At 71.0% G+C, this 25,099-nt stretch carries 28 protein-coding genes and 1 pseudogene; 7 read left to right on the top strand and 22 right to left on the bottom strand.

Annotation, left to right across the window (positions count from 1 at the left end):
• Positions 1 to 13: 13 nt before the first annotated feature.
• The 5 genes from ASG40_RS16000 to ASG40_RS15980 form a co-directional block, all read right to left on the bottom strand.
• A complete protein-coding gene (locus ASG40_RS16000; RefSeq protein WP_055887978.1) occupies positions 14 to 1,255 on the bottom strand; it encodes a hypothetical protein in 1,242 nt (413 codons plus the stop codon).
• A gap of 156 nt (positions 1,256 to 1,411) precedes the next feature.
• The gene (locus ASG40_RS15995) at positions 1,412 to 1,933 is read right to left on the bottom strand and encodes a DUF2937 family protein (RefSeq protein ID WP_055887975.1); all 522 of its coding nucleotides are present in this window, start codon (positions 1,931 to 1,933) and stop codon (positions 1,412 to 1,414) included.
• 68 nt (positions 1,934 to 2,001) lie between these two features.
• Positions 2,002 to 2,271 carry a hypothetical protein gene (locus ASG40_RS15990; protein ID WP_055887970.1) on the bottom strand — a complete coding sequence of 90 codons (270 nt, stop codon included), beginning with the start codon at positions 2,269 to 2,271 and terminating at the stop codon, positions 2,002 to 2,004.
• 5 nt (positions 2,272 to 2,276) lie between these two features.
• Positions 2,277 to 3,284, bottom strand: a complete 1,008-nt coding sequence (locus ASG40_RS15985) for a WD40 repeat domain-containing protein (protein ID WP_055887968.1) — start codon at positions 3,282 to 3,284, stop codon at positions 2,277 to 2,279.
• Positions 3,281 to 3,967, bottom strand: a complete 687-nt coding sequence (locus ASG40_RS15980) for a YoaK family protein (RefSeq protein WP_055887965.1) — start codon at positions 3,965 to 3,967, stop codon at positions 3,281 to 3,283. Before ASG40_RS15980 ends, ASG40_RS15985 begins: the two co-directional genes overlap by 4 nt.
• A 159-nt stretch (positions 3,968 to 4,126) precedes the next feature.
• On the opposite strand from ASG40_RS15980, the gene ASG40_RS15975 reads away from it, so the two are divergent.
• The 3 genes from ASG40_RS15975 (at position 4,127) to ASG40_RS15965 (ending at position 6,263) form a co-directional block, all read left to right on the top strand.
• Complete coding sequence (locus tag ASG40_RS15975) at positions 4,127 to 4,552, top strand: response regulator (RefSeq protein ID WP_055887962.1); 426 nt, start codon at positions 4,127 to 4,129, stop codon at positions 4,550 to 4,552.
• 153 nt (positions 4,553 to 4,705) lie between these two features.
• On the top strand, positions 4,706 to 5,083 hold the full coding sequence (locus tag ASG40_RS15970; RefSeq protein ID WP_055888113.1) for a hypothetical protein: 378 nt from the start codon (positions 4,706 to 4,708) through the stop codon (positions 5,081 to 5,083).
• A gap of 100 nt (positions 5,084 to 5,183) precedes the next feature.
• Positions 5,184 to 6,263, top strand: a complete 1,080-nt coding sequence (locus ASG40_RS15965) for an ROK family protein (protein ID WP_055887959.1) — start codon at positions 5,184 to 5,186, stop codon at positions 6,261 to 6,263.
• Positions 6,264 to 6,309: 46 nt separating this feature from the next.
• Here ASG40_RS15965 and ASG40_RS15960 read toward each other — a convergent pair whose 3' ends face one another.
• The 16 genes and pseudogenes from ASG40_RS15960 to ASG40_RS15885 all read right to left on the bottom strand — a co-directional run bounded on the left by ASG40_RS15960 (position 6,310) and on the right by ASG40_RS15885 (position 20,619).
• Positions 6,310 to 6,969 (bottom strand): DUF2939 domain-containing protein, encoded by a 660-nt coding sequence (locus ASG40_RS15960; protein WP_055887957.1) that lies wholly within the window; start codon positions 6,967 to 6,969, stop codon positions 6,310 to 6,312.
• 23 nt (positions 6,970 to 6,992) lie between these two features.
• Entirely contained in the window at positions 6,993 to 7,547 is a 555-nt protein-coding gene (locus ASG40_RS15955; RefSeq protein ID WP_055887953.1) for an RNA pyrophosphohydrolase, read from the bottom strand.
• Positions 7,548 to 7,602: 55 nt separating this feature from the next.
• Positions 7,603 to 8,808, bottom strand: coding sequence for a divergent polysaccharide deacetylase family protein (locus tag ASG40_RS15950; protein WP_055887949.1), 1,206 nt, complete (start codon positions 8,806 to 8,808; stop codon positions 7,603 to 7,605).
• Between the two features lie 148 nt (positions 8,809 to 8,956).
• Positions 8,957 to 10,279, bottom strand: a complete 1,323-nt coding sequence (locus ASG40_RS15945) for a S41 family peptidase (RefSeq protein WP_055887946.1) — start codon at positions 10,277 to 10,279, stop codon at positions 8,957 to 8,959.
• The gene (locus tag ASG40_RS15940) at positions 10,279 to 11,655 is read right to left on the bottom strand and encodes a murein hydrolase activator EnvC family protein (RefSeq protein WP_082524108.1); all 1,377 of its coding nucleotides are present in this window, start codon (positions 11,653 to 11,655) and stop codon (positions 10,279 to 10,281) included. The genes ASG40_RS15945 and ASG40_RS15940 overlap by 1 nt, the downstream gene beginning before the upstream one ends.
• A complete protein-coding gene (gene rlmH, locus ASG40_RS15935; protein ID WP_055887943.1) occupies positions 11,652 to 12,152 on the bottom strand; it encodes a 23S rRNA (pseudouridine(1915)-N(3))-methyltransferase RlmH in 501 nt (166 codons plus the stop codon). The genes ASG40_RS15940 and rlmH overlap by 4 nt, the downstream gene beginning before the upstream one ends.
• A gap of 57 nt (positions 12,153 to 12,209) precedes the next feature.
• Entirely contained in the window at positions 12,210 to 12,647 is a 438-nt protein-coding gene (gene rsfS, locus ASG40_RS15930; protein WP_082494447.1) for a ribosome silencing factor, read from the bottom strand.
• A 2-nt stretch (positions 12,648 to 12,649) separates the two neighbouring features.
• Positions 12,650 to 13,270 carry a nicotinate-nucleotide adenylyltransferase gene (locus tag ASG40_RS15925; protein WP_082524115.1) on the bottom strand — a complete coding sequence of 207 codons (621 nt, stop codon included), beginning with the start codon at positions 13,268 to 13,270 and terminating at the stop codon, positions 12,650 to 12,652.
• A gap of 105 nt (positions 13,271 to 13,375) precedes the next feature.
• Positions 13,376 to 14,674 carry a glutamate-5-semialdehyde dehydrogenase gene (locus ASG40_RS15920; protein WP_055888108.1) on the bottom strand — a complete coding sequence of 433 codons (1,299 nt, stop codon included), beginning with the start codon at positions 14,672 to 14,674 and terminating at the stop codon, positions 13,376 to 13,378.
• Between the two features lie 91 nt (positions 14,675 to 14,765).
• Positions 14,766 to 15,887 carry a glutamate 5-kinase gene (gene proB / locus ASG40_RS15915; protein ID WP_055887938.1) on the bottom strand — a complete coding sequence of 374 codons (1,122 nt, stop codon included), beginning with the start codon at positions 15,885 to 15,887 and terminating at the stop codon, positions 14,766 to 14,768.
• On the bottom strand, positions 15,884 to 16,288 hold the full coding sequence (locus ASG40_RS15910; protein WP_055887934.1) for a type II toxin-antitoxin system VapC family toxin: 405 nt from the start codon (positions 16,286 to 16,288) through the stop codon (positions 15,884 to 15,886). The genes proB and ASG40_RS15910 overlap by 4 nt, the downstream gene beginning before the upstream one ends.
• Positions 16,289 to 16,298: 10 nt before the next feature.
• On the bottom strand, positions 16,299 to 16,613 hold the full coding sequence (locus tag ASG40_RS15905) for a type II toxin-antitoxin system VapB family antitoxin (RefSeq protein WP_055887931.1): 315 nt from the start codon (positions 16,611 to 16,613) through the stop codon (positions 16,299 to 16,301).
• 74 nt (positions 16,614 to 16,687) lie between these two features.
• Positions 16,688 to 17,722 carry a GTPase ObgE gene (gene obgE, locus ASG40_RS15900; protein ID WP_055887928.1) on the bottom strand — a complete coding sequence of 345 codons (1,035 nt, stop codon included), beginning with the start codon at positions 17,720 to 17,722 and terminating at the stop codon, positions 16,688 to 16,690.
• Positions 17,723 to 17,872: 150 nt separating this feature from the next.
• Positions 17,873 to 18,139 (bottom strand): 50S ribosomal protein L27, encoded by a 267-nt coding sequence (gene rpmA / locus ASG40_RS15895; protein ID WP_055887924.1) that lies wholly within the window; start codon positions 18,137 to 18,139, stop codon positions 17,873 to 17,875.
• A gap of 126 nt (positions 18,140 to 18,265) precedes the next feature.
• Positions 18,266 to 18,577, bottom strand: a pseudogene (gene rplU, locus ASG40_RS15890) (50S ribosomal protein L21); the annotation flags it as partial.
• Between the two features lie 491 nt (positions 18,578 to 19,068).
• Positions 19,069 to 20,619, bottom strand: a complete 1,551-nt coding sequence (locus tag ASG40_RS15885) for a helicase HerA-like domain-containing protein (RefSeq protein ID WP_055887918.1) — start codon at positions 20,617 to 20,619, stop codon at positions 19,069 to 19,071.
• 227 nt (positions 20,620 to 20,846) lie between these two features.
• Here ASG40_RS15885 and ASG40_RS15880 point away from each other — a divergent pair, with 227 nt between their 5' ends.
• The 4 genes from ASG40_RS15880 to ASG40_RS15865 all read left to right on the top strand — a co-directional run bounded on the left by ASG40_RS15880 (position 20,847) and on the right by ASG40_RS15865 (position 24,264).
• The gene (locus ASG40_RS15880) at positions 20,847 to 21,209 is read left to right on the top strand and encodes a hypothetical protein (protein WP_200938188.1); all 363 of its coding nucleotides are present in this window, start codon (positions 20,847 to 20,849) and stop codon (positions 21,207 to 21,209) included.
• 181 nt (positions 21,210 to 21,390) lie between these two features.
• Positions 21,391 to 21,780: a hypothetical protein gene (locus ASG40_RS15875; RefSeq protein ID WP_055887915.1), complete on the top strand. Its 390-nt coding sequence runs from the start codon at positions 21,391 to 21,393 to the stop codon at positions 21,778 to 21,780.
• Positions 21,781 to 21,977: 197 nt separating this feature from the next.
• The gene (locus tag ASG40_RS15870) at positions 21,978 to 22,997 is read left to right on the top strand and encodes a GNAT family N-acetyltransferase (protein WP_055887912.1); all 1,020 of its coding nucleotides are present in this window, start codon (positions 21,978 to 21,980) and stop codon (positions 22,995 to 22,997) included.
• A 118-nt stretch (positions 22,998 to 23,115) separates the two neighbouring features.
• The gene (locus ASG40_RS15865; protein ID WP_055887909.1) at positions 23,116 to 24,264 is read left to right on the top strand and encodes an acyltransferase family protein; all 1,149 of its coding nucleotides are present in this window, start codon (positions 23,116 to 23,118) and stop codon (positions 24,262 to 24,264) included.
• Here ASG40_RS15865 and ASG40_RS15860 read toward each other — a convergent pair.
• Complete coding sequence (locus ASG40_RS15860; protein WP_055888106.1) at positions 24,219 to 25,088, bottom strand: SDR family oxidoreductase; 870 nt, start codon at positions 25,086 to 25,088, stop codon at positions 24,219 to 24,221. The two genes, ASG40_RS15865 and ASG40_RS15860, sit on opposite strands and share 46 nt — an antisense overlap.
• Positions 25,089 to 25,099 lie beyond the last annotated feature (11 nt).

Genomic DNA, 25,099 nt, shown 5'->3' with positions numbered 1-25,099 from the left:
AGAGTCCAAGCGTTCAGGCGTCGTTGGCGGCCTGGGCGTTGCGCAGGAGCCCGACCTTGGGCCGGCGCGTGCGGAACTGGCCGCGCTCGACCGCGATGAACACCAGCACCACCACCGAGAGGGTGGTGATCCACCACATCACGGTGAGGCCGACGCCGATGCAGGCGACGGCGAAGGCGGCCGCGAAGGCGGCCAGCGCACCGGGGACCAGCACCGCCGCCACCCGCTCGCTGCGCCGGATGGCGCCGTGGAGGGCGAAGGCGGCGGCCAGGGCGCCGACGAGCCCGAGTTCGTACCAGAGCTCGAACAGCACCGTGGTCGGCGCGTTGGCGGGCACGAGCCCGACGACGCGGCCGCGGCGGGCGCTCTCGAGCCCGTGGCCGGTGATGAGACGGATGGGCTCGGTGGTGACCACCTTCTGCCAGGCCTTGATGCTGAGAACGGCGGGCGCCACCGGCCCCGCCACGGCGATCCCGAGGGGCCGCGCCACGAAGGGCAGCAGCGGGGCCGCCACGAGGAGGCCGGCGCCGAGGACGGCCACCAGGCGCGTCGTGAGGCTCATGCGAACGCTGGCGAGAGCGAAGACGACGGCACCGACGGCGAGCGCCGTCCATTGCGTCACATTGGGCACCGCCACGAGGGCGCAGGCCACCAGCACGAGGGTGACCAGCGCCTCGATATCGCGTCCGCGCGAGCGCAGCCACGCCATCGCCGGCCAGACGAGGAGGGCGAGGAGGATCAAGCCGCGGTTCAGGGCGCCGTCGTCGTCGGCGCTGCTGCGCATCACGCTGTCGCCGAACAGGCCGATCCCGATCGACAGGATCGCGGCGGCGGTCACGCCCACCGGCAGGAGGTAGAGGTTGGCCGAGCGCATCCGGTCCGGCAGCGCGAGGTAGCCGACGAGGGTCAGGAGGATCGTCGCGACGAGGTTGAGGAGCCGCTCCGTGGCCGGGTCGAGGAACGGGGTCCAGACCAGCGAGAGGGCGGCCCAGCCCAGCACGAGCAGACCGGCGTGGAAGGCGGGCGAACGCAGGAGCGCCGTCGCCACGGGCCGGACCGGGCGGTTCTTGCCGTCGATGGCGCTCGCCAGGATCAGCAGGACGATGCAGATCGGGACCAGGATGACGGCCGCGCGCCGCGCCACCTGGGCCGCGATCGGCACCACGACGAACAGCCCGAAGAAACCGACGCGCCGCAGAAGGGCGGCCGCGTCGAGGGCCGGATCGATGGACGAGGAGGTCGGTGCGCGCGCCATGTGCGAGAGGTCAGCCGTGAGCCGGCGCCACGAGGGAGCCCGCGCGCTACCGGCGCAGTCGTAAGGCATCGCGGACGGGCCGGCTGTAGATCGACCGCAACACCTGTGCCTTCCCCGCAACGGCGAAGGCGCGTCCCGGCTCGCAAAACCGATCCGTCAGGCGGGGGTGGCCGCCGGGCGCCGCCGCGGGGTCAGGCGCCGGACGAGGTCGCTGAGCAGCCGCCAGCCGGCCCAGGTGGCGAGAAAGCCGAGGCAGCCGGCAATCAGGCCGTCGGCGGTGGTCGGCACGGCCGGCTGGTAATCCTGGTAGGTGGCGCGGACCAGCGGCAGGTCGGGCGAGCGAACGAGGGTCGCCAGCCGGCCGAGGGGGCCGCCGGCCCGGGCCAGGGCCTGCTGCTGCGCGTCCAGGTCGGCCAGGCGCTCGATGTCGTAGCGGGCGGCCTCGCCGCGCCTGGCCACCAGCGCATCCTGGTTCTTGCGCAGCCGCTCGACGGCGCCGTCGCGGCTGTTGCCGGTGTCGGCGGCATCCTTCTCGAAGGTGGAGACCATCCGGCGCAGCTCGTCCACGGTCCCGCCGAGGCGCTGGGTGTACTGCTGGGCGAATTCCGGCCCCTGGGCGGCGACGGCGCCACCGAACAGGCCGAGGGCGAGGCCGAGGGTACGTAGGACACGGAACACGGCGGTTTCCTCACGGCGACGTCTGGACAAGGGCGGGACCCTGGCCGGGGTTCCGCGTCGAGCGCCGGTCAGCCGGTCAGGGCGTCGGCCACGTCGGCCTGCGTCACCGCCGCGATGGGTTTCGGCACCTTGAGCGCCCGGGTGCGCTCGCCCGGCCGCATGATCAGGATCACGGTCTCGAAGCCCGGGCAGGCGGGGTCGGGACACAGGATCTCGTTGACCTTGACGACATCCGCCTCGTCCAGCCCCGCGGCGGGACGGACCCAGGCCTCGACCCGGCGGCGGGGGCCGTCGTTGGCGGGCGGGCGGGCGGAGCGGCCGAGACCGAACAGGGCCATCGCGCTCAGCCCGGAACGGTCAGGAGGCCGGCCTGGCCGTCGGTGCAGCCGAAGGCGAGGCGCCCTCCCCTGGCGTCCCAGGCGAGCGCGGAGATGCCGCTGCCCTTCACGGCCGGGCGCACCAGCAGTTCCGAGGCGTCGACGAAGCGCACGAGCAGGATGCAGCCGTCCTCGTAGCCGATGGCCAGCACCAGGGCCTTCGGGTGGAAGGCGACGCGGGAGACCCGCGCCGGGCGCACGCCGCATTCGCGCGGCGCCTTGCCGGTGGGGCCTTCCTTCGAATCGAACGGCCACACGATGGCCGCCTCGGCGCCGCTGGTGGCGAGCCAGTCGCCGTCCCCCGACCAGCTCGTGGAGCGGACCTTGCCCGGATAGCCCGACATCCGCATGTGGCCCTTGTCCGGCTGCAGGCGCCAGCCGTGCAGGGCGTTCTCCTGCATCGTCGTGACGACGAAGCGTCCGTCCGGCGACCAGGTGACGTCGATGTGCGAGCCCTTCCAGGCCACGGCCTCCGGCTCGGCGGAGAGGTTCGGGTACCAGAGGGTGGCGCCGTTGTAGTGCGAGATCGCGAGGCGGTAGCCCTTGGGTGCGAAGGCGAGCCCGCGGGCGGTGGTGGGAGCGGTGAACGCCTTCTCCCGGCCCTTGACGTCGCGGGCGACGACGGCGCGGCCGGCGGCATAGGCCACGGCACCGTCGGGATGGAGCGCCAGGGCGTCGATCCAGGCGCCCTTCGCGCCGGCACCGAGTTCGGACGTGGCGCCGTCGGCGCGGATCTCGACGACGCGCCCGTCGTCGCCGCCCGTGACGAGGCGCCGCCCGTCGCCGGCCCCCACGAGGATGCCGCCGCCGGGATGGGCCTCCACCTCCCGCTCGACGCCCTCGGCGACGAGCACGACGCGGCCGTCCCCCAGCGCCAGGGCGAGGGTGTCCTTCATCCAGGCCGCGACGGTGACGTGCGCGCCGGCCTTCAGCGGCGCCACGTGGTCGGCGAGGGAGGGTTCGCTCAGGCTCATGCGTCGGGCGTCCTTGGCCAGCGTTGGGCAGGGCCGGGTTCGTGGAGCATCGTCAGCACCGTCGCCATCACGGCGAGGCATCCGGCGAGTCCGGCGGGGATCGCCAGCGCATACAACGACAGCTCGGCATAGGCGATGGTGCCCGTCAGCGAACCCACCAGCAGGGACAGCCAGACGAAGCCGTCGCCCATCCAGGCGAAGCGCGGCCCGCGGCCGGCCAGGGCGAGGGCGAGCTTCTGGCCGAAGCCGAACAGGGCGCCGGTGACGAAGGTGGTTCCCGCCCGGAACCCCTGCACATGGGCGAGCACGGCGTTCTGCGCGCCCATCGCCAGGGCGAGGAGGAGCGAGGCGACGTGATCGGTGGGCGTGGTCACCGCGGCGGAAAAGGCGGCGGCGACCACCACCGTCTCGAAGGCGAGGATCGCCGGCGTCCCCCAGCGCGGGGGCAGCAGGGCGGAGAACCCGCCGCCGCAGATCCCGCCGAGGAGGAAGGCGGCGATGAGCAGGGCCGGAAGCAGGGCGCCGCCGGGCTCTCCGTGCCCGAGGTGGACCGCGAACTGCGTGGTGTTGCCGCTCATGAACGAGGTGTAGAGCCCGCCCAGCCGAATGAAGCCCAGCGCGTCGACGTAGCCCGCGAGCGCGGTCATCACGAGGCCGAAGCCGAGGTGCCACGGGCGGGTCAAGCGGACGCCCTGCCCGCCATGCCCGCAGGGTTAAGCCTTTGCTCACCAAACCCGCGCAATTTGACCGAACCGGGGTGAACGTCGGGGCGAACGGAGCCGTTGGTCCAGCGATCCGGTCTCGGGGGTCTCGTCCTCAGCCGGGTGCGTTGGAGTTGCGTCATGGTCCCTTTCGCCTGTGCTGCCCTGCCCTGGCCGGCCATCCGGCCGGTCGGCATCAACGAAACGGTTCTCGTGGTCGAGGATGAGGCCATGGTGTGCGAGCTCGCCGCCGAGGCCCTCCTGGACGAAGGCTATCGCGTGCTCACGGCGGAGGATGCCGACGAGGCGCAGACCATCCTCGAGCGGGAGAGCGTCGATCTGCTCTTCACCGATATCGATCTGGCCCGCAACACGAACGGCATCGTCCTGGCCCGCCGGGCCCGGCGTCAGCGCCCAGGGCTCCCGGTCATCTACACCTCCGGCGGACGGGCGAGCCTGTCCCAGGCCGATGCCGTGGCCGCCTCGGTGTTCGTGCCCAAGCCGTACCGGCCGAGCCAGCTCGTGGCGGTGGCCAACGGCCTCCTGCGCGGCCCCCATCTCTTCTGAACGGGCGGCGTGCTAGACGACCACTCTCATCTTTCCCACGACGGCGTGCCGGGAGCCTTGCGACCCCGGCATCCGTTTCCCAGCGAACCGCGCCCCCGGGTCGCGCGCCGACGCCTGGCGCGCCCGTTTCGAGCGCCACCTTTGGAGATCCCCATGCGACCCGTCTATGCCCGCACGCTGCTGATCGCCATCGCCCTCCTGTTCGCCTACGCCCACCCGGCGGCGGCCTGCGACGTGAAGAGCGCCAAGCTCGAGGAGGCGATCGCCGACAAGAGCGAATTGCGCGAAGCCGCCAACAAGCAGACCGTGCGCGACCTGCGCACCCTGCGCGACGCGGCCATCGTGCTGGACACCTACAAGTACGCCGCCGAATGCGAGGCGCTGATGAAGATCGTCGCCAAGCTCGCCGCCGACCCGGAAACCACCATCGAGCGCGGCGGCGATACCGACGAGGACAAGGCCGAGGGCATCGCGGAAGCCCGCAAGCCCAAGGTCGTGCCGGGCATCGAGCCGGCCCCCGCCAAGCGCTGACACGCGGCGGCGGCCTGCCCCGCAGCCCGATCGCACCTGACGCGTTGTCGGGCGGGGCCGGCGGTGTTCGGTCGGACCAATCGAAACGGTGAGCGACACGATGGCGAGCGGCAGCAAGTCGGGACGATCGGCACTCTTCCACGGATCGCTCGACCTGCCCGCCGTGGTGGTGGATTCCACCAACATCGAGCTGAAGGACGACGAGGGCTTCGTCGGCGACCAGGTCTCGAAGAAGGCGTTCCGCGCCCTCGTCGAGGAGTGGCGCGGCAGGATGCGCGAGCTCGGGCCCGACCCCCTCGCCGACCGGCCGAGCGAGACGATCAGCAAGAAGCGCCTCGACGAGGCCCTAACCGGCGATGCGCCGCTCGCCGCCGGGGTGGTGTTCAGCGCCGTGGAGGAGTTCGCCCAGGGCCTGGCGCGGCTGGTGCGCCGCTTCCTGCGCCAGAAGGGCTGGCGCGACACCTCGCACATCGTGGTGGGCGGAGGCCTGCGCGACAGCCTCGTCGGTCGCCTGGCGATCGCCAGGGCGGCGGCGATCCTGCGCGGGGGCGGGCTCGACATCGTCATGGAGCCGATCCGCAACCATCCCGACGACGCCGGGCTGATCGGCGCCGTCCACCTCGCTCCGGCCTGGATCTTCGCGGGCTACGACAGCCTGCTGGCCGTCGACATCGGCGGCAGCAACATCCGGGCGGGCGTCATCGAGACCCACCTGAAGAAGGCGCCGGACCTGTCGCGGGTGGCGGTGTTCCGGTCCGAGATCTGGCGCCATGTGGACGACGAGCCGAGCCCGAGCCGCGACGAGGCCGTCGACCGGCTCATCGCCATGCTCACCGACCTGATCCGGCGCGCCGAGCGGGCCGATCTGGCGCTGGCGCCCTTCATCGGGATCGGGTGCCCCGGCCGGATCGAGCCCGACGGCACCATCGCCCGGGGCGGCCAGAACCTGCCGGGGGACTGGGAGGGCGAAGGCTTCAACCTGCCAGGCCGCATCCTCGCGGCGATCCCGCGGATCGGCGACCATGACACCATGGTGGTCATGCACAACGACGCCGTGGTGCAGGGCCTCAGCGAGGTCCCGCACATGCACGATGTCGCCAGATGGGGTGTCCTCACCATCGGGACGGGCCTCGGCAACGCCCGCTTCACGAGCCGGCAGGCGCTGCCCGAGGACGCCTGATCGCCTCCCGGGCTCGCATCCCTGACGATCACGCCCGACGCGATCGTCAGGGTTTCACGTCCGAGGGCTTCGTCTCCGACGGCTTCGCCTCCGATGGCTTGCCGTTGCGCGACCGCGGCGCCGTGGCCTGCGCGAGTGTCTTCGCCAAGCGCTGGCGCATGTCCTCGGGCAGGTCGATGTCCACGAGGCGCCAGGTCCAGCCGCGCAGGCGAAGGCGGATCCTGAACTGCCGCGGCTCGCCGTGACCGGGGGGAACCCTCAGCACCACGGTGCGAAAGCCCCGCATCTCGGAGGTCAGGTAGAACGCGACGAGCTTGCCGAAGCCGTCGACGCGCAGGCCGCCGGATCGGGACGGGGCCGGCCCGGCCGCTTCGTCCGCCGGTTCGACCGATTGCGGCCGACCGTCGTCGAGGAAGTCGATGACGGTGCGCGGCGTCACCAAGGTTTCCACCAGGGGGACGGCCAGCACCATCGCCGTATCGACGATGCGCTCGCGCGGCTCGGCGGCCTCGGTGCTCGCCCGTGCCGCCGCGGTGGCCTGGCGCACGAGGGACAACCTCAGGGTGCGGAAGTTCACGTGCCGCTCGACGTAGGCCTCGTCGCCCGCCTGGACGGCCCTGGCGAGGTCGTAGAGCGCCCAGAGCGGCGTGAGCGTGAAGAGGAACCAGCCGAGCGCCAGACCGATCGGGAGCGACCACCAGCGCATGGCGCGCCCTCAGCTCCGGCCGCTCACGACCGGTCCCGCCAGCCGGCGAGCCCCGAGAAGGCGGCGACCACGCCCTCGTAGACCGGCCGCTTGAACGGAACGATCAGGTCCGGCAACGCCGCCATCGCCTCCCAACGCCAGGCGTCGAACTCGGACGGATGGGCGCCGCCGCCCGGATGCAGGACGTCGATGTCCGCATCCGTGCCGAGGTGGCCGAACGCGAACCACTTCTGCGACTGCCCGCGATACCGCCCCTTCCAGACCTGCTTGAGCACGTCGGGGGGCAGGTCGTAGGACAGCCAGCCGGGCGCCTCCGCCAGCAGCACGACGCGGTCGGGGGACACGTTGGTCTCCTCGTAGAGCTCGCGAAGGGCGGCGGCCTTGGGGTCCTCGCCCTCGTCGATGCCGCCCTGGGGCATCTGCCAGGCACGGCCGTCGGCGACGTGCTCGGGGCCGGCGTCGGCCCGGCGCCGGCCGACGAACACCCGCCCCTTGGCATCGAGCAGCGCGATTCCGACGCAGGCGCGATAGGGAAGGTCGGCGCCGGCGCCGCGGGTCGTGTCTGAATCTGTGGTCATCGCGCGGGACCATAGGGCAGCCGGCGCCCGGACCGCAACGCGCGGCCTCGATCCGTCACGGGGCCGCGCTGGTGAGGCGGGCGCCGGCCGCCGGGCCTCGCAGTGCCGCGCTCACCGGAACGAGGCGCACGCCGCGCGCTTCGAGATCGCGCGACCAGCGGGCGATGCGCTCGATCGTCATCGGCATGCCCCCGGCCGAGGCCAGGACGAACCCCTTGGCCTTGGCCTCGGTCTCGAGCCGGGCGAGTTCGCGGTCGATCGCCTCCGGACGCGGCACCGCATCGACCACGATCTCGGCACGCGCCACCGGCGTCTTGGTCTTGGCCGCCACCGTCAGGGCCTGGCTGCGCGGCGAGGCGCCGTCGTCGAGGAAGCCCAGACCGCGCTGGCCGAGGTCGCGCATCACCGGCTCGAGGGCGGCGGCATCCGCGGTGAACTTGGCGCCCATGAAGTTGACGACGCCGATGAAGCCGCTGAACCGGCTCATCGCCCAGGCGAGGCGATCCAGCGTCTCGGCGGGCCGCGAGGTGGTCAGCAGCGTCTGCGGGCCGGGATCGCTGTCGGGATAGTCGAACGGCTCCATCGGCGCGTGCAGAAGCACTTCGTGCCCGGCCTCCCGCGCCCTCGCGACGGAACGTTCGAGCTCGGTGCCGTAGGGCGAATAGGCGAGGCTGACGGCAGCGGGCAGCTTGGCGACGGCGCTGGCCGTGGCCGCCTGGCCGACGCCGAGGCCGGTGACGACGAGGGCGATGCGCGGGCCGCCGGTCACGCCGGCGAGGGGCCGGGCGTAGACGTCGAGGGGACGGCGACGGCCCTCCCCGATCTTGGGCACCGATCCGTGGCGGCTGCGCTCCACCAGCCGCGGATCGGGCGCGGCGGCGAGCGTCACGCCCGCCTCGTTCGGAACGCGGATGATGACCGCATCGGTGGGAGCGGCGGTGCCGAGGGGACGCACGACGTTGACGCCCGAGGCGCCTTCGACGTCGCTGGCGGAACTGGGACCGGAGGCGACCCGCTCGGGGGGCGGCGCCGGAACCGTGGCCGCTTCGGGCTCGCGCAGGCTGATGACGGCGTGCGCCCGTGGCTCGCCGCCCTGGGGATCGCCTGTGACGGCCAGAACGCTGCCGCCGATCACGACCGCGGCCGCGAGCGCCCCGAACGCCGTCGCGCGGGAGGGGCGCTGCCGCAGCAACGCGCGCAACCGCTCGGCCTTCGACACGGGCTGTCCGAGGGGACGGGTCAGGATGTCGTCGGAGGCCACGCCTGCCTGCTTCCTCGGCCGTGGAGCGCACGCCGGCCGTCATCCCCGTCCATCAACGAACGAGGCGGCCTCCAGCGTCGGTCCGCACCGACATTGGAGGCCGCCATGGTTAACGTCCGGCTAAGACCCGCGAGGGCGGCCCTCGGGGCTAGTTGGGAACGGCTGCCTTTGGGGTGTTGGCGGCGCCCTTCTGGACACCGCGCAGGAGGTCGGTGGCCGCGATCAGCTGCTTGTCCTTGGCCGGATCCGGCGGGACGTAGGCCGAGGAACCGCCGCGCTCCTCGGTGTCCTTCTGCTTCAGGTGGCCCTTGAGGCCGGCCTCGCCCTTGGTCTCGTCCTTGCCCTTCAGCTCGTCGGGGATCTCCTGCGTGACCTCGACGTCAGGCTCGATGCCCTTGGCCTGGATCGAGCGGCCCGACGGCGTGTAGTAGCGCGCCGTGGTGAGGCGCAGAGCGCCGCTGCCGCCGAGCGGGATGATCGACTGCACCGAGCCCTTGCCGAACGAGCGGGTGCCGAGCACCGTCGCGCGCTTGTGGTCCTGCAGGGCGCCGGCGACGATCTCGGACGCCGATGCCGAGCCGCCGTTGACGAGGACGACCACCGGCCGGCCCTTGGTGTAGTCGCCGCCCTTGGCCGAGAAGCGCTGGGTCTCGTCGGCGTTGCGGCCGCGGGTGGAGACGATCTCGCCGCGGTCGAGGAAGGCGTCGGAGACCAGCACCGCCTGGTCGAGGAGGCCGCCGGGGTTGTTGCGAAGGTCGAGCACGTAGCCCTTGAGCTTCTCCGGACCGATCTCGGCGGTGACCTTGTCGATCGCCGTGCGAAGGCCGTCGAAGGTCTGCTCGTTGAACTGGGTCAGGCGGATGTAGCCGACGTCGCCGCCCTCGATCCGCGACCGCACCGGCTTGATCTTGATGACGTCGCGGTTGAGCGTGACCAGCAGGGGCTCCTTGGCCTCCTTGCGGCTGATCTTCAACTTGACCGGGGAATTGACCGGGCCGCGCATCTTGTCGACCGCCTGGTTCAGGGTGAGCCCCTGGACCTGATCGTCGTCGATCTGGGTGATGATGTCGTTGGTGAGGATGCCGGCCTTGGAGGCGGGGGTGTCGTCGATCGGTGTCACGACCTTGATGAGGCCGTCCTCCATCGTGACCTCGATGCCGAGGCCGCCGAACTCGCCGCGCGTCTGCACCTGCATGTCGCGGAAGCTCTTGGAATCCATGTAGCTCGAATGCGGGTCGAGGGAGGTCAGCATGCCGTTGACGGCCGCCTCGATCAGCTTGGCCTCGTCGGGCTTCTCGACGTAGTCGGTGCGGACCTTCTCGAACACGTCGCCGAACAGGCTGAGCTGGCGATAGGTCTCCGCGGAGGCCGCCACCGCGCTGGTTCCGGAGAGCAGGTGCGTCTGGGTCGCGACGATGGATGTACCGGCGCCCAGGAACGCGCCGACCAGAACCAGGGAAATCTTGCGCATTATCCGCGAACCTTCTCGCTGGGGCTTTTGGCCCACCAAGGCTCCGGATCGATGGAGCCCCCGTCCTTCTTGAACTCGACGTAGAGCGTCGGATCGTTACGCTCGCCGCCCGGCGATTGGGGACCGGGGCCGCCTTCCCCCATCACCGCCACAGGCTCCCCGGCCAGCACGAACTGCCCGACGTCGACGTTGATCTGATCCATGCCCGCCAACACGAGATAGTAGCCATCGCCGGCGTTGATGATCAAGAGTCGCCCGTATGAGCGAAATTGTCCGGCGAAGGAGACCCAGCCGTCGGCGGGCGAGGACACCACCGCCTTGGGACGGGTCGCCAGGGAGATGCCGCGGGTGCTGCCGCCGGTGCCGTCGGGCTGGTTGAAGGTCCGCACCAGGGTCCCGCTGACCGGGCGTGGCAGGTCGCCGCGGGCGTCCGCGAACCGGATTTTCGGCGAGAGACGTGCGGGATCGCGCAGGCTGGCTGCGGCAAAACGCTCCTGGGTGGCGCGGGCTTCGCGCGTCTCGGCGGCGCGGGCCTCCTCCGCCGCCTTGCGGGCGGAGGCGACCTCGGACTCCATGCGGTCAAGCAGATCCTTGAAGCTGCGCGCCTGGACAGCCAGCGCGGCGATGCGCGTCCGCTCGGCGGCGAGCCCGCCCTCGACCTCGGCGAGGCGGGCGCGCCGGGCGGTCACGAGGGCGTTGAGGCGCTGCTGCTCCTTCGCCCAGCCGGCGAGGTCGTTGGTGAGGGCCTCGCGGTCCGAGGCGATCTGCCCGCGCAGGCGGACCATCTCGCCGAGGTCCGCGGCCAGGGTCTCGGCCTCGCCGCGCAGTTCGGGCACGATGGCGCCGAGCAGCATCGATGTTCGGATGACCACGAGGACGTCCTCGGGCTGCACCAGGACGGCGGGAGGCGGGCGGCGGCCCATGCGCTGCAGGGCGGCGAGGATCTCGGCGATGACGCCGCGGCGGGCCTCCAGGGAGCGCCGGATCGCCTCCTCGCTGGCGCCGAGCGTCTTGAGGCGCTCTTCGAGGCGCGTCATCCGGTCTTCGGTGGCCTGGGACTGCCGGGCGGCGTCGAGGAGGGCGGCGTTCAGCTTGGCGCGATCCCCGCCGATCGCCGCGACCTCCGCTTCGAGCTGCGCCCTGGCGGTGTTGGAGGCGGCCAGGGCCTCCTCGACGCGCTTGAGGTTCTCGGCCCGGCGCGCCTTCTCGTCGAGGCTGCGCTGGATCGCGTCGACGGCCTCGGGCGGTTTCTCGGGCGGTTTTTCGGGCGACGGTCCCTGCGCGACGGCCGGGGCCGCGAGAAGGCACAGCAGGCCGGCGATCCCACTGCGCGCGCCGTCCCGACCGATCCAGTTTCGACGCCGCGTGCCGATCATGATTCGTCGGGGTTGCCGCGGTGATAGGGGTGGCCGGAGAGGATGGTCAGCGTGCGGTAGACTTGCTCCAGGACGAGCACCCGCACAAGCCCGTGCGGCAGCGTGGCGGCCCCGAACGAGAGGGTCAGGTCGGCGCGGCGGCGCACCTCGGGGTCGAGGCCGTCGGCCCCGCCGATCGCGATGACCAGGACGGGACGCTGCCCGTCGCGCCAGTCGGCAATGCGCCCGGCGAGGGTGGGGCTCGGCAGATCGCTGCGTCCGCGCTCGTCGTAGGCGAGAAGCACGCCGGCCGCGGGGCATTGCGCGAGGATCGCCGTGCCTTCCTCGGCACAACGGTCGGGCGCCCGCCGTGCCCTGCTCTCCGCGATCTCGACCACGTCGCAGGCGGAAAAGCCGAGCCCGCGCGCGATCGGGATCGCACGATCGCGGTAGCGTGCAGCAAGGTCGCGCTCCGGTCCGGCCTTGAGGCGTCCGACAGCGGCCACGAGGAGGCGCAAGGCAGTCTCCCGGTGTAAGGCAGTCTCCCGGTGTGCAGGCGCGGGGACGGTGCGCTCTTAGCCTGCCAGCAGGCCCAGGGGACGGTCGACGCCCCACATCTTCTCGAGGTTGTAGAAGCCCCGCACCTCTGGCCGGAAGATGTGGACGATGATGTCGCCGGCATCGATCAGCACCCAGTCGCAGGCGGGCAGTCCCTCGACGCGGGCACCACCGAAGCCCTTCGACTTCATGTCCTGAAGGATGCGATCGGCGATGGCACCGACATGACGCTGCGAGCGCCCGGAGGTGATGATCATCGCATCGGCCAGCGAGGTCTTGCCGGCGAGGTCGATCTCGATCGTATCTTCGGCCTTCATGTCCTCGATACAATCGAGGGCGAGCGCGCGCAGATCGCCGATCTTCCGGTCGGTGGCGGCGTCGGAACCCGGGGTTCCTTCTTGGGTCGGGTCGGACAGAGTCTCGGTTCCTCGAAATGATGGTGGCGTCGCACTCATCTTTAGCCTGTTTGCGGGAGATTGATATCATCCCGCCGCATTTTCAATCCTTCGTCCTGCATCTCCGCCTGCCGACGGATCAGCGTCGACGACAGCGTCGAGCGCGGCCCGTGCAGGAACACCCAGGCCGGCGGCGTCCGCGCGGCGAGGGTCGAGGCATCCCGCTCGGGCAGGCGCCAGCGGTCGAGCACCTGCGCGGCCCGCCCGCTGGGCGCCGACAACGTGAAGCCGGGCCGGTCGATCACCGCGATCGGCATCAGGGCGGCGATCTCGGCGAATCCCTGCCAGCGGTGGAAGTTCGCGAGACTGTCGGCCCCCATGATCCACACGAAGCGGACCTCGGGCAGGCGCGCAACCAGGTGGCGCAGGCTCTGGCGGGTGTAGCGGGCGCCGATCCGGCTCTCGAAATCCGTCACCGCGATCCGCGGATGGGCGGCGATGCGGGCCGCGGCCGCGACCCTGGCGGCGGCCGGCGCGAGACGGCCGCGGTCCTTGAGCGGGTTGCCCGGGCTCACCATCCACCAGACCCGGTCGAGGGCGAGGCGACGCAGCGCGACGAGGCTCACGTGGCGGTGGCCGGAATGGGCCGGATCGAACGATCCGCCGTAGAGGCCGATCCGCATGCCGGGAAAGGCCGGCGGGAGCGGTGCCGGCAGGACGAAGTCAAGCCGGCGCGGAAAGGGCATCGACCCGGGCCCAGGAGCTGACACGCAACGGACGCGCGCGCGTCACGGGCGGGTCTGCCCGCTCCCGTGGACGCGGTACTTGAAGGTGGTGAGCTGCTCGACGCCGACCGGGCCGCGGGCGTGCATCCGGCCGGTGGCGATGCCGATCTCGGCCCCGAAGCCGAACTCGCCGCCGTCGGCGAACTGGGTCGAGGCGTTGTGGACGACGATGGCCGAATCGACCTCGGCCAGGAACCGCGTCGCCTCGCCGCCGTCCTCGGTGACGATGGCGTCGGTATGGTGCGAGCCGTAGGTCTCGATGTGGTCGATGGCGGCGCCGAGCCCGTCGACCACGCGCACCGCGATGACGGCGTCGAGGTATTCGGTGCGCCAATCGGCCTGCGTCGCCGCGCTCACCCGCGCATCGACGGCCTGCACCGCCTCGTCGCCGCGCACGGCGCATCCGGCGTCGATCAGCGCCTCCACGAGGGGGCGCAGATGGGTGCCGGCGCAGGCCCGGTCCACCAGCAGCGTCTCGGCGGCGCCGCAGATGCCGGTGCGGCGCATCTTGCTGTTGAGGACGATGGTGCGGGCCATGTCGAGATCGGCCTCAGCCGCGACGTAGACGTGGCAGATGCCGTCGAGATGCGCGAACACCGGCACCCGTGCCTCGGCGTGGACCCGCTCGACGAGCCCGCGTCCGCCGCGGGGCACCAGGACGTCGATGCAACCGTCGAGCCCCGACAGCATCGCGCCCACCGCCGCGCGGTCGCGGGTGGGCACGATCTGCACGGCGTCGGCGGGAAGGCCGGCGGCCTCCAGGCCCGCGCGCATGACGGTGGCGATGGCCAGCGACGTGCGGTGGCTGTCCGAGCCGGCGCGCAGGATCGCCGCGTTCCCGGCCTTGAGGCAGAGGGCGCCGGCGTCCGCGGTGACGTTGGGCCGGCTCTCGAAGATCACGCCGATGACCCCGAGCGGCACGGCGATGCGCTCGATCAGGAGTCCGTTGGGCCGTTCGAAGGCGGCGACCTGGCGACCGACCGGATCGGGCAGCGCGCCGATCTTCTCGACGGCCTCGGCGATGCCGGCGAGGCGCACGGGATTGAGGGTCAGGCGATCGATCAGCGCATGGGTCTGGCCGGCGGCCCTGGCGGCGGCGACGTCGTGGGCGTTCTCGGCGAGGATCGTGTCGCCGGCCGCGCGCAGGTGTTCGGCCACGAGCCGCAGGGCGACGTCCTTGGTCTGGGCGGAGGCCAGCGCCATCAGGCGGGCGGCGGCGCGGGCGCGCCGGCCGATGCCGTGCATCGCGTCGGTGAGGTCGGTCGCGACGGAAGGGTCGGATCTCAGATTCGCAATGGGCACCATCGTATTCCTGGCAGCGTCCCCCGCGACGGGTCCCGCGCTGCCGGCCCGTCATGCCACCCGGTATGGGGCAAAACAAGCACGGCGTGCTTCACTCGCCCACCATCGCCATGTCGTCGCGATGCACCATTTCCGCCCGCCCGGGATGGGTGAGGAGGTCGGCGATCTCGCGGCTGGGACGGCCGATGATACGGGCGGCCTGGGCGCTGTCGTAGGCGACGAGCCCACGCCCGAGGGTGCGGCCGGACACGTCGCGGATGATGACCGCGTCGCCGCGCCCGAAGCTGCCCTCGATCCTCGTGACGCCCACCGGCAGCAGGCTGGCCCCGCCCTGCAGCGCCCGGGCGGCGCCGTCGTCGATGACGAGGATGCCGCGCGGTTCGAGGGAGCCGGCGATCCAGGTCTTGCGGGCGGCCACCGGGTTGGAGCCCGACAGGAACCACGTGCAGCGCCCGCCCTGGAGGATGCTGCGCAGGGGATTCTTCTCGCGTCCGTCGGCGATGACCAAGTGGGTGCCTCCACCCGTGGCGATCTTGGCCGCCTCGACCTTGGTGCGCATGCCGCCCCGCGACAGTTCCGAGGCCGGGCCGCCGGCCATCGCCTCGATGGCCGGCGTGATGCGCTCGATGAGCGGCAGGTGGCGGGCATCGGGATCGCTCGCCGGAGGGGCGGTGTAGAGGCCGTCGATGTCCGAGAACAGCACCAGCACGTCGGCGCCGATCATGGTGGCGACCCGGGCGGCGAGCCGGTCGTTGTCGCCGTAGCGGATCTCGCTGGTGGCCACCGTGTCGTTCTCGTTGACGACGGGCACGGCACGCACTTCGAGGAGCTTGAGCACCGTGGCGCGGGCGTTGAGGTAGCGCCGGCGCTCCTCGGTGTCCTGCGGCGTCACCAGGATCTGGCCCGCGACGATGCCGTGGTGCCCGAGCGCTTCGGACCAGTAGCGCGCCAGGGCGATCTGGCCGACGGCCGCCGCCGCCTGGCTCTCCTCGAGGCGCAGGACGCCCGGCGCATAGCCCAGCACCGTCCGGCCGAGCGCGATGGAGCCCGACGAGACCACGAGGACGTCGACGCCCCGCGCATGCAGGTCGGCCACGTCCTCGGCCAGCGCCGCCAGCCAGGCGTGGCGCAGCCGCCCGCGACCGCGATCGACGAGAAGCGCCGACCCGACCTTGATGACGACGCGGCGGAAATCCTGGAGGGAGGGGGTCATGGGGCAGGTCGGTACGCGGGCTCGATGTCCGTGTGCACGAAGTCGTTGCCCTTGAACAGCAAGGGGAGCCCATGGACCCTGGCGACAGCGTAGGTGAGGCAGTCGCCGAGGTTGAGCCTAGCCGGGTGACCGCGGCCCTTGCCAAAGCGAATGAAGGCCTCCGATGCGCTTTCGAACATGGTGGCGTCGAAGGCGACGATCGTGATGCTTCTGCGTGAGACGAACCGATGAAGCATGCTTTCGGCATGGCCTGGAGCATGGCTTTCGAGAACCATGCGGGTTTCGACCAGCGTCGGCGCCCCGACGATGGCTCTCCGGATAGCCAATAATCTCAGGAAGGCATCTGCTTCGGGCTCAGCGGCCAGGATCGCGAACATCGCCGACGTATCGAGAGCAAGCACGTCGGGACGCTCAGATCGGGAGGCCGCTGTCGTCGTAGAACGAGCTATGATCGGACGTGGCACCCGGCGCGATGTGTCTGGATGTCTCCCGCACTAGAGCGCGCAGGGCTTCGTAATCATCGCGTTGTTCCGGGGTCATTTCCTCGACGGTCGGGATGCGAAAAGGGCCACGTGCATGGTCTGGTGCCGAAGGCTGCGACCTCTCGTCGAGGGACGCTCGCAGCGAGGCGACGACGGCCTCGCCGAGGCTCGTACCGCGGCGGTCGGCGAGTTCCTGAGCGAGAGCATAAGCCTCGTCGCCCTCGACGATCAGCGTCTCCGTCATCGCCGTCTCCTCTCCGCCATCTTGAGCCAAGCCTATCCGAAGCCAAGCCTATCCGAGGCGGCCCATCTCGTCACTCACGGCTGCCACGCCTCCGCCGGCTGGCGCTCGGCCTCCGCGGCCTTGGCCTCCTGCATCTCCCGCGTGATCGCCCGCAGGGCGTCCTGCACGCCGAGGCCCGTGGCCGAGGACAGGATCAGCGGCTTGACCTTGGCCGCCCGCTTCAGGCGCGCCACCTGCTCCTTGAGGGTGTCGGGATCGACCGTGTCCGCCTTGGAGAGGGCGACGATCTCGGGCTTGTCGGTGAGGCCGTGGCCGTAGGCGTCCAGCTCCTTGCGCACCAGCTTGTAGGTCTTGCCGGCGTGCTCGCAGGTGGCGTCCACGAGGTGGAGGAGCGCACGGCATCGCTCCACGTGGGCGAGGAACTTGTCGCCGAGCCCGACGCCCTCGTGCGCGCCCTCGATCAGGCCCGGGATGTCGGCCAGCACGAACTCGCGCTCGTCCGAGCGCACCACGCCGAGGCCCGGGTGCAGCGTGGTGAAGGGATAATCCGCGATCTTGGGCTTGGCCGCCGTCACCGTGGCGAGGAAGGTCGACTTGCCGGCGTTGGGCAGGCCGACGAGTCCGGCATCGGCGATGAGCTTCAGGCGCAGCCAGATCCACTGCTCGTGGCCTTCCAAACCGGGGTTGGCGTGCTTGGGCGCCCGGTTGGTGGAGGTGGTGAAATAGGCATTGCCGAAGCCGCCGTTGCCGCCCTTGGCCAGCCGCACGCGCTGGCCGACGTGGGTCATGTCGGCGATCAGCGTCTCGCCGTCCTCGGCGATGATCTCGGTCCCGGCGGGCACCTTCAGCACCACGTCGGCGCCATTGGCGCCGTGGCGGTTCGAGCCCATGCCGTGCTCGCCCTTCTTGGCCTTGAAGTGCTGCTGGTAGCGGTAGTCGATCAGGGTGTTGAGCCCGTCGACGCATTCGACCCAGACGTCGCCGCCGCGCCCGCCGTCGCCGCCGTTGGGGCCGCCGAACTCGATGAACTTTTCGCGCCGGAACGCGACGCAGCCGGCGCCGCCGTCTCCGGAGCGGACATAGACCTTGGCTTCGTCGAGGAATTTCACGGCCGGACTCGTTTCACGGGTTCGGGTCGGCGATCCCTCGCCGACCCTTGAGACAAACGACAACGGGGAAGACGGTTTCCCATCTCCCCCGGGGTCTCGTTGCGCGTCGGGCGATCCTTCGAACAGGATCGCCCGTGACGATGCGGATGCCTACTCGGCGGCTTCCTGCATCGGGATCACCGCCACGAAGGCACGACCGCGCTTCACCTGGAACTCGACCCGGCCATCAGCCTTGGCGAACAGAGTGTGGTCGGTGCCGATGCCGACGTTGACGCCGGGGTGGAACTTGGTGCCGCGCTGGCGAACGATGATGTTGCCGGCGATCACGGCCTCCGAGCCGAACTTCTTGACGCCGAGGCGCTGGCCGGCGGAATCGCGGCCGTTGCGGGACGAGCCGCCTGCTTTCTTGTGGGCCATCTGGATGTGCTCCGAATTGGTGTTGCGTCGCTGGGGCGGTGATCAGGCTTCGGCGGAGGCGAATTCGCCCTCGGAGCTCTTCACGGTCTTGGCCCTACGCTCGGGCGCCTTCGACGACTTGCCGCCGGCGCTGATCTCCATGATCCGCACCACGGTGTGGTGCTGGCGGTGGCCGCGCTTGCGCCGCGAGTTCTGCCGGCGGCGCTTCTTGAAGGCGATGACCTTCTTGTCGCGGCCGTGGCTGACGATCTCGCCGACGACGCTGATGCCGCTCAGCATGGGGGCACCGACCTCGGTGGCGCCTTCGCCGTCGGCGAACAGCAGGACCTCGCCGAAGGTAACGGCCGAGCCCTCTTCGCCCTCGAGCGTGGCGATGGTGATGGTGTCGTTGGCGGCAACGCGATACTGCTTGCCGCCCGTCTTGATGACTGCGAACATCGTTCTCTCTCGTGTTCTCTGCCGGCCTCCGGCTGGCGCCTGGGCCGTCTTCTTGTTCAGGTCATCCGCGGCACCGGTCGAGCGATGCGCGAACGCGAAACGCGCGGACTTCTGCGAGGAAGCCGCGCGTTGCTCCGGTTCGTTAGGCTCGATCGACGTGATTTGTCAAGGACGGCAAACTGGTGGTCGCCGGCTGTTCGTCCGCGCGGACAGCTTCCGCGATCGACGGACCGCGCACGATGATGGCCAGCAGAATTCGAGCTTGTGCACCGAGTTCGTTCAGAACTGGCCCCGGTTCTCAGCCGTCTCGTATCAGGTCGCGCGCTTCGGATCGACCAAGCTGAAGGGGCTTTCCTCTCTACCTTCGGGGGAGGGACCAAGGATGGAGGCGGCTGGGCAACCCTCCGCGTCAGACCAGCGAAAACGCCGCCGCCTCCCAGCAAGGGGTAAAAGCGGCGCGAAAATTTCGCCGGAGCGTCACGCAGTGGGCCTCACCGCTTCATCAACCCACCCAGCACGTTGCGCAGGATCGCGTTCCCCACCTGCGTCCCTACCGTCCGCGCCATCGAGCGGGCGGCGTTGCCGATCACCTGTTCGGCGAGGCTCTGGGGCGGGCGGCGGCCTTTTCCCGTCGCCGGCTTGCCACCGAACATTCCGCCGACGAGGCCGCCGAGCATGCCCGTCAGGCCACCCTCCGACTCCTGCGCCGCCTCGGCGCCGCCCGCATCGAGCCCCTTGCGCTTGGCCAGGATCTCGTAGGCGCTCTCGTTGTCGATCGCCTGATCGTACTTCCCCCGCAGCGGGCTCTTGGCGATGAGGTCGGCGCGCTCGGCCGGCGTCAGCGGCCCGACCCGGCCCTGGGGGGCCGCGATCAGCGCGCGCTCCACCACGGAGGGCGTGCCCTTGGCCTCCAGAAAGCTGACCAGCGCTTCGCCGACGCCGAGTTCGGTGATGGCTTTCGCCACGTCGAAACCGGGGTTCTGGCGAAACGTCTCGGCGGCGGCCTTCACGGCGCGCTGGTCGCGCGGGGTGAAGGCGCGCAGCGCGTGCTGCACCCGGTTGCCGAGCTGGCCCAGCACGGTCTCGGGCACGTCGAGCGGGTTCTGCGTCACGAAGTAGACGCCGACTCCCTTGGAGCGGATCAGGCGCACCACCTGTTCCACGGCGTCGAGCAGGGCCTTGGGCGCGTCGTCGAACAGCAGGTGTGCCTCGTCGAAGAAGAACACCAGCTTGGGCTTGTCGAGATCGCCCACTTCGGGAAGCTGCTCGAACAGCTCGGAGAGCATCCACAGCAGGAACGAGGCGTAGAGCCTGGGCCGCTGCATCAGCTTGTCGGCGGCCAGGATGTTGACGATGCCGCGCCCGTCGCGGTCGCGCTTCATGAAGTCGTTGAGGTCGAGCGCCGGCTCTCCGAAGAACCGGTCGGCCCCCTGGTTCTCCAGCATCAGGAGCTGGCGCTGGATCGCGCCGACCGATGCGGCCGAGACGTTGCCGTACGTCCCCGAAATCTCCTTCAGGTTCTCGGTGAGGTAGAGCAGCAGCGCCCGCAGGTCCTTGAGGTCGAGCACCGGCCACTGGTTGTCGTCCGCGACCCGGAAGGCGATGTTGAGAACGCCCTCCTGGGTGTCGTTGAGTTCGAGGAGCCGCGCCAGCAGCAGCGGCCCCATCTCGATGACCGTGGCGCGGATCGGATGGCCCTGGTCCCCGAACAGGTCCCAGAACACCGTGGGAAACCGGTCGGGCTCGTAGGTGATGCCGAGTTCCTGCGCCCGCTTGACGAAGACGGGCTTGGCTTCTCCGTCGGCGGCCAGCCCCGAGAGGTCGCCCTTGATGTCGGCGGCGAAGACCGGGACGCCGGCGTTGGAGAATCCTTCCACCATCACCTGGAGGGTCACGGTCTTGCCCGTGCCGGTGGCGCCGGCCACGAGACCGTGGCGGTTGGCGAGCCTGAGGGTCAGGGCCTCCGGCTTGGCGCCGCTCTTGCCCACGAGGATCTTGCCGTCGAGGATTTTGCCGTCGAGATCCTGGCTGTCGCCCTGCATGATCGTCCGCTCCAAACCTCGTGCCGTGCGCAAAGGCGCGGCGCCTGCGGTTATGGCGGTCGCCGGCCGTCTTTTCCAGGCCGACCGCATCGGGACGGCGTACGTCGAAGCGTGGCGTAAACGATGTTTCGTGCCGCCGCGTGCCGAAACACCTCCGGCGTGCGTTACCTCCCCACGAGACCGCCTGCCTCCGGTTCGGAGACGGCGCATCTCACGGAGGATACCGCGTGAAACAATCGATCACCCTGGCCGCCGGCCTCATCGCCGCCGGCCTTTTCTTCGCGCCCGCAGCGGTGTCGGCGGCCCCCATGCCCGTCCCGACCGCCGACGTGGCACCCCTGGCGACGGATACCGTCCAGTACGGTTACGGCCGCCGCGGTTATGGCGGCGGTTACGGTCGTGGCGGTTACGGTCGTGGCGGCTACGGCAATCGTGGCTACGGTCGTGGCGGTTACGGCGGTCGCGGCTACGGTCGTGGCGGTTACGGTGGCTATGGCCGGGGTGGCTATGGCCGCGGCCCCGCCCGCATCGGCATCGGCCCGGGCAACATCCTCGGCGGCGGCCCCGGCTACATCGGCCGCGGCTTCTGATCGGAACACGGGCGCGCCGCGGACTCGCGGGGCGCCCGACCGGATGTCGAGGTCCGAGCGAAGCCCGTTGCGTCACCCTGTCCGAATATCCCGGTCCATCGGGGCTCCCTCGCCCGGCCGCCCTTGATTTCACGGCGGCGAGGCTCGAAGGACGAGCTTCCTTTTCGGCGGAGCCTTGGACATGGACGAACTGATCACCCGCGTCACGAGCGTGACCGGCCTCGATGCGGCGACGGCGCAGACGGCCCTCGGCCACATCCTGGCCTTCCTGCAGAAGGAAGGGCCGGCCACCGAGGTCGCGCAGCTGCTCACGGCGATGCCGGGATCGGAAGCCCTCATCGCCGATTCCAACGCGGGCGAGGGTGGCGGCGGCGGCCTGATGGGCATGCTCGGCGGGATGATGGGCGGCGGCGTCATGGCGCTCGGCCAGAAGCTGATGGCGGCCGGCGTGCCGATGGGTCAGATGCAGCCCCTCGGGCGTGAATTGTTCGCCTATGGCCGCGAAAAGGTCGGCGAGGACGTGATGGGCCCCATCGTCGGCTCCATCCCCGGCCTCAACCAGTTCGTCTAACCGGACCGCGCGGTGCTTCGGCGGCTACCCTTCGCGGGAGGTCGCCGGAGCGGGTCGCCCTGCGCCTTAAGCTCCTCTGTCGTCACGCGAAGATCTGTCATAAAAGCGTTCCCGCTTCGTGATTAATGGAAGCGGTCGAGGCACGAGGCCGACGGCTCCACCGGGAGCCAGCCCAGGCGCCTCGCAGGGCGGATCCGATGGTCCCGAATTTCGCGCGTGACGCCTCGGCGGCGTGGCTCAACGGATGGGAGGCGCATGTGCACGCCCCCCTCGCCCGGTTCCGGCAGAAGCGGGTCGACGCGGGCCTCGCCGCGTTTCCGGGCCTCGGCTTCCTGCCGCCCGGCGGTGTCCCGATCAAGTTCAAGCCGCGCCTCAAGAGGCCGCTGGCGGCGCCGGGCCTCGACCCGAGCCTCGGCCGGATCGGCAACCTCGAAGTGCGTCTGGCCACATCCGTGCCCGACATCCGCCGGGCGCAGCGCCTGCGCTACCGGGTGTTCTACGAGGAGATGTCGGCGATCCCCACCGGGATGACCCTGCTCGCGCGTCGCGACATCGACGATTACGACACGGTCTGCGACCACCTCCTCGTCATCGACCACGCCGCCACCGAGGCCAAGCCCTTCCGCAAGCCGCGCCCGAAGGTGGTGGGCACCTACCGCCTGCTGCGCCAGGACGCCGCCGACCGCAACTTCGGCTTCTACACCGCCGGCGAGTACGACATCGCGCCGCTGCTCGCGGCCAACCCCGGCAAGAGGTTTCTCGAACTCGGCCGCTCGTGCGTCCTCAAGCCCTATCGGACCAAGCGCACGGTGGAGCTGCTGTGGGCCGGCATCTGGGCCTATGTCCAGCATCACCGCATCGACGCGATGCTCGGCTGCGCCAGCCTGGAGGGCACCGACCCCGATCGGCTGGCCTTGCCCTTGAGCTTCCTCCACCACCACGCTCGGGCGCCCGACGCCTGGCGCGCGCGCGCGCTGCCCGGCCGCTACGTGGCGATGGACCGCCTCGCCCGCGAGGCGATCGACCCGAAGGCGGCGCTGCAGGCACTGCCGCCGCTGATCAAGGGCTACCTGCGCGTCGGCGCCACCTTCGGCGACGGCGCCGTGGTCGATCACCAGTTCGGCACCACCGACGTCTTCGTGGTGCTGCCGGTCTCGGCCATCGCCGCCCGCTACATCGACCACTTCGGTCCGGCCGCGAACCGCAGGGCCGCCTGACACGGGCGGCCCGACCCGACGGGACAGGCTTGCTCACCCCGCCGCGCCACGACTAAACCCGCGGGGCGGACGGGGCCTCGACGCCCCTTCCGCCGAGGCGTGGAGAAACGGGGCGCCCATGCGCGGCTATCGGTACGAGGCCCTCGACGGGGTGCGCGGGATCGCGGCGCAGGCGGTGCTGGTGAGCCATGCCCTCGGGATGGCCTATCCGCACCTCGAGGCACCGGTGGCCGGTGTCGTCGAGTGGGTCGGGCGCCTCTCGGTGATGGTGTTCTTTTCCCTGAGCGGCTTCGTGATCGCCACGAGCCTGTCGCGCCTGATCGCGCAGGACCGCGACCGGTTCGTGCTGCCCTACGCCGTCCACCGCGTCGCCCGGATCTGGCCGCCCCTGATCCTGGCCATCGTCGTCACCTTCGCGGTGGGCGCCATCGGCCATGCCGGGCTGCCGCTGCTGACCCGCACCGGCGACCCCTACCGCCTCGACCTCATCGCGTTCCTGCGCGGCATCACGCTGACCTTCGGGCCGGGGGACGCCACCTTCGTCATCGACCGGGCGCTGTGGTCCCTACGCCAGGAGGTCTACCTCTACGGTGTCGCGGCCTTCGCCGCCCTGGCCCTGGTCCGGACCGGGCTCGTGCGCCTCGTGGCAGGGACGGTGGTGGTCGGGATGATCGCCATCACCGCCGACCGATTCTTCTACCCGCAATCCCTCGCCCTGTTCGCCGCCGGGGCCGGCGCCGCGCTGTTCGGCCACCGCCTGGGGGCCTGGGCGGACTCGGGCCTGCTGTGGCCGGCGACCGCCCTGCTTCTGGTGCTCCCCCTCGCGACGGTGAGCGACCCGGGCTACGTCGACGCCTTGAGCGACCACCGCGGCCTGCTCGCCTACCAGGCCGCCCTCGGCCTGCCGCTGGCGCTGTGCCTCTTGAACCTCGCGACGCGGGACGGCCCAGCCACCCGCCTGTTCACGGCCTGGCGCGGGGCGGCGGCGTTCTCCTACACGCTCTACGTCATCCACGTGCCGGTCATGACGCTGGTGTTCTCGCTCCGGGCCCACCAGGGCTGGGTGCCCGGGGCGTTCGGGACGGTGCTGACCCTCCTCGTCGCCCTCGCGGTGGCGCAAGGCCTGTCCTACGTGGCGGCCCGGTTCGTGGAGCGTCCGCGCCAGGTCCGGGCGCTGATCTTTCGCGCCCTGGGGGTGGTCGGGCATGCGCCCCGCCCGGCTCAGGCCGAGGCGTCGCCCACCAGGGCGGCCAAGCCCTCCCGGTAGGTCGGGTAGGCGAGGTCGACCCCGAGTTCCTCGCGGATCAGCCGGTTCCGCACGCGCTTGTTCTCGCCGTAGAAGCTGCGGGCCATCGGGCTGAGATCAGCGGTCTCGAAATCCACCTCCGGCGGCAGCGGCAGTCCGGCGAGGGCGGCGGCGTATTCGGTGACCACCTGCGGCGGCGTCGGTTCGTCGTCGGTGACGTTGTAGGTCGCCCCCGGCCGCGGCCGGCGGATCGAGGCCATCAGCGTCGTGGCGATGTCGTCCACATGGATGCGGTTGAAGACCTGGCCGGCCTTGATGATCCGCTGCGACTTGCCCTCGCGCAGTTTCACCAGCGGGTTGCGGCCCGGGCCGTAGATGCCCGACAGGCGGAACACCTGCACCGCCTTGCCGGTCTGCCGGCCGAGATCGAGCCAGGCGTCCTCCACCGCGAGGCGGCCGCGCGAACGCGCGCTCTTGGGGATGGGTAGGGTGTCCTCGTCGATCCAGGCGCCGTCGTGGTCGCCGTAGACGCCGATGGTGGAGAGGTAGCCGATCCAGCCGATGCGGCTGTCGCGGATCGCGGCGCCGTAGCGACGCAGCACCGTGTCGCCGTCGCGGTCCGGTGGCGCCGAGACGAGGAGCGCGTCGGTCTCGGCGAGATCGGCCGCGATGCGCGGGTCGTCGGATTCCGGCCCGAAGGTGCGCATGGCGAACGTCGTCTCGCGGGCGATGGCGTCGGCACGGGCCCCGTCGGTGACGGTGGCCCGCACGGCGGCGAATTGGGCGCCCTCGCGTTCGGCGAAGTGGCGGGCGGTGAAGCCGAGGCCGAAGACGAACAGGTTCACGGGGCTGGTCT

The organism is Methylobacterium sp. Leaf399 (genome assembly GCF_001424525.1).
Classification (GTDB): Bacteria; Pseudomonadota; Alphaproteobacteria; order Rhizobiales; family Beijerinckiaceae; genus Methylobacterium.
The sequence above is the reverse complement of the archived record's forward strand: the minus strand, read 5'-3'. Positions and strand labels throughout refer to the sequence as shown.

What these genes read in the sequence shown, in the direction of transcription:
- rpmA (WP_055887924.1), bottom strand. Translation starts at nt 18,139, where the DNA reads ATGGCCCACAAGAAAGCAGGCGGCTCGTCCCGCAACGGCCGCGATTCC.
- ASG40_RS15865 (WP_055887909.1), top strand. Translation starts at nt 23,116, where the DNA reads ATGCGCGGCTATCGGTACGAGGCCCTCGACGGGGTGCGCGGGATCGCG.
- ASG40_RS15960 (WP_055887957.1), bottom strand. Translation starts at nt 6,969, where the DNA reads ATGCGCTGGTGGTCGCTCCCGATCGGTCTGGCGCTCGGCTGGTTCCTC.
- rsfS (WP_082494447.1), bottom strand. Translation starts at nt 12,647, where the DNA reads ATGAGTGCGACGCCACCATCATTTCGAGGAACCGAGACTCTGTCCGAC.
- ASG40_RS15875 (WP_055887915.1), top strand. Translation starts at nt 21,391, where the DNA reads ATGGACGAACTGATCACCCGCGTCACGAGCGTGACCGGCCTCGATGCG.
- ASG40_RS15925 (WP_082524115.1), bottom strand. Translation starts at nt 13,270, where the DNA reads ATGCGGATCGGCCTCTACGGCGGATCGTTCGATCCGGCCCATTCCGGC.
- ASG40_RS15945 (WP_055887946.1), bottom strand. Translation starts at nt 10,279, where the DNA reads ATGCGCAAGATTTCCCTGGTTCTGGTCGGCGCGTTCCTGGGCGCCGGT.
- proB (WP_055887938.1), bottom strand. Translation starts at nt 15,887, where the DNA reads ATGACCCCCTCCCTCCAGGATTTCCGCCGCGTCGTCATCAAGGTCGGG.
- ASG40_RS15965 (WP_055887959.1), top strand. Translation starts at nt 5,184, where the DNA reads ATGGCGAGCGGCAGCAAGTCGGGACGATCGGCACTCTTCCACGGATCG.
- ASG40_RS15985 (WP_055887968.1), bottom strand. Translation starts at nt 3,284, where the DNA reads ATGAGCCTGAGCGAACCCTCCCTCGCCGACCACGTGGCGCCGCTGAAG.
- ASG40_RS15990 (WP_055887970.1), bottom strand. Translation starts at nt 2,271, where the DNA reads ATGGCCCTGTTCGGTCTCGGCCGCTCCGCCCGCCCGCCCGCCAACGAC.
- ASG40_RS15905 (WP_055887931.1), bottom strand. Translation starts at nt 16,613, where the DNA reads ATGACGGAGACGCTGATCGTCGAGGGCGACGAGGCTTATGCTCTCGCT.
- ASG40_RS15940 (WP_082524108.1), bottom strand. Translation starts at nt 11,655, where the DNA reads ATGATCGGCACGCGGCGTCGAAACTGGATCGGTCGGGACGGCGCGCGC.
- ASG40_RS16000 (WP_055887978.1), bottom strand. Translation starts at nt 1,255, where the DNA reads ATGGCGCGCGCACCGACCTCCTCGTCCATCGATCCGGCCCTCGACGCG.
- ASG40_RS15885 (WP_055887918.1), bottom strand. Translation starts at nt 20,619, where the DNA reads ATGCAGGGCGACAGCCAGGATCTCGACGGCAAAATCCTCGACGGCAAG.
- ASG40_RS15870 (WP_055887912.1), top strand. Translation starts at nt 21,978, where the DNA reads ATGGTCCCGAATTTCGCGCGTGACGCCTCGGCGGCGTGGCTCAACGGA.
- ASG40_RS15975 (WP_055887962.1), top strand. Translation starts at nt 4,127, where the DNA reads ATGGTCCCTTTCGCCTGTGCTGCCCTGCCCTGGCCGGCCATCCGGCCG.
- ASG40_RS15970 (WP_055888113.1), top strand. Translation starts at nt 4,706, where the DNA reads ATGCGACCCGTCTATGCCCGCACGCTGCTGATCGCCATCGCCCTCCTG.
- ASG40_RS15955 (WP_055887953.1), bottom strand. Translation starts at nt 7,547, where the DNA reads ATGACCACAGATTCAGACACGACCCGCGGCGCCGGCGCCGACCTTCCC.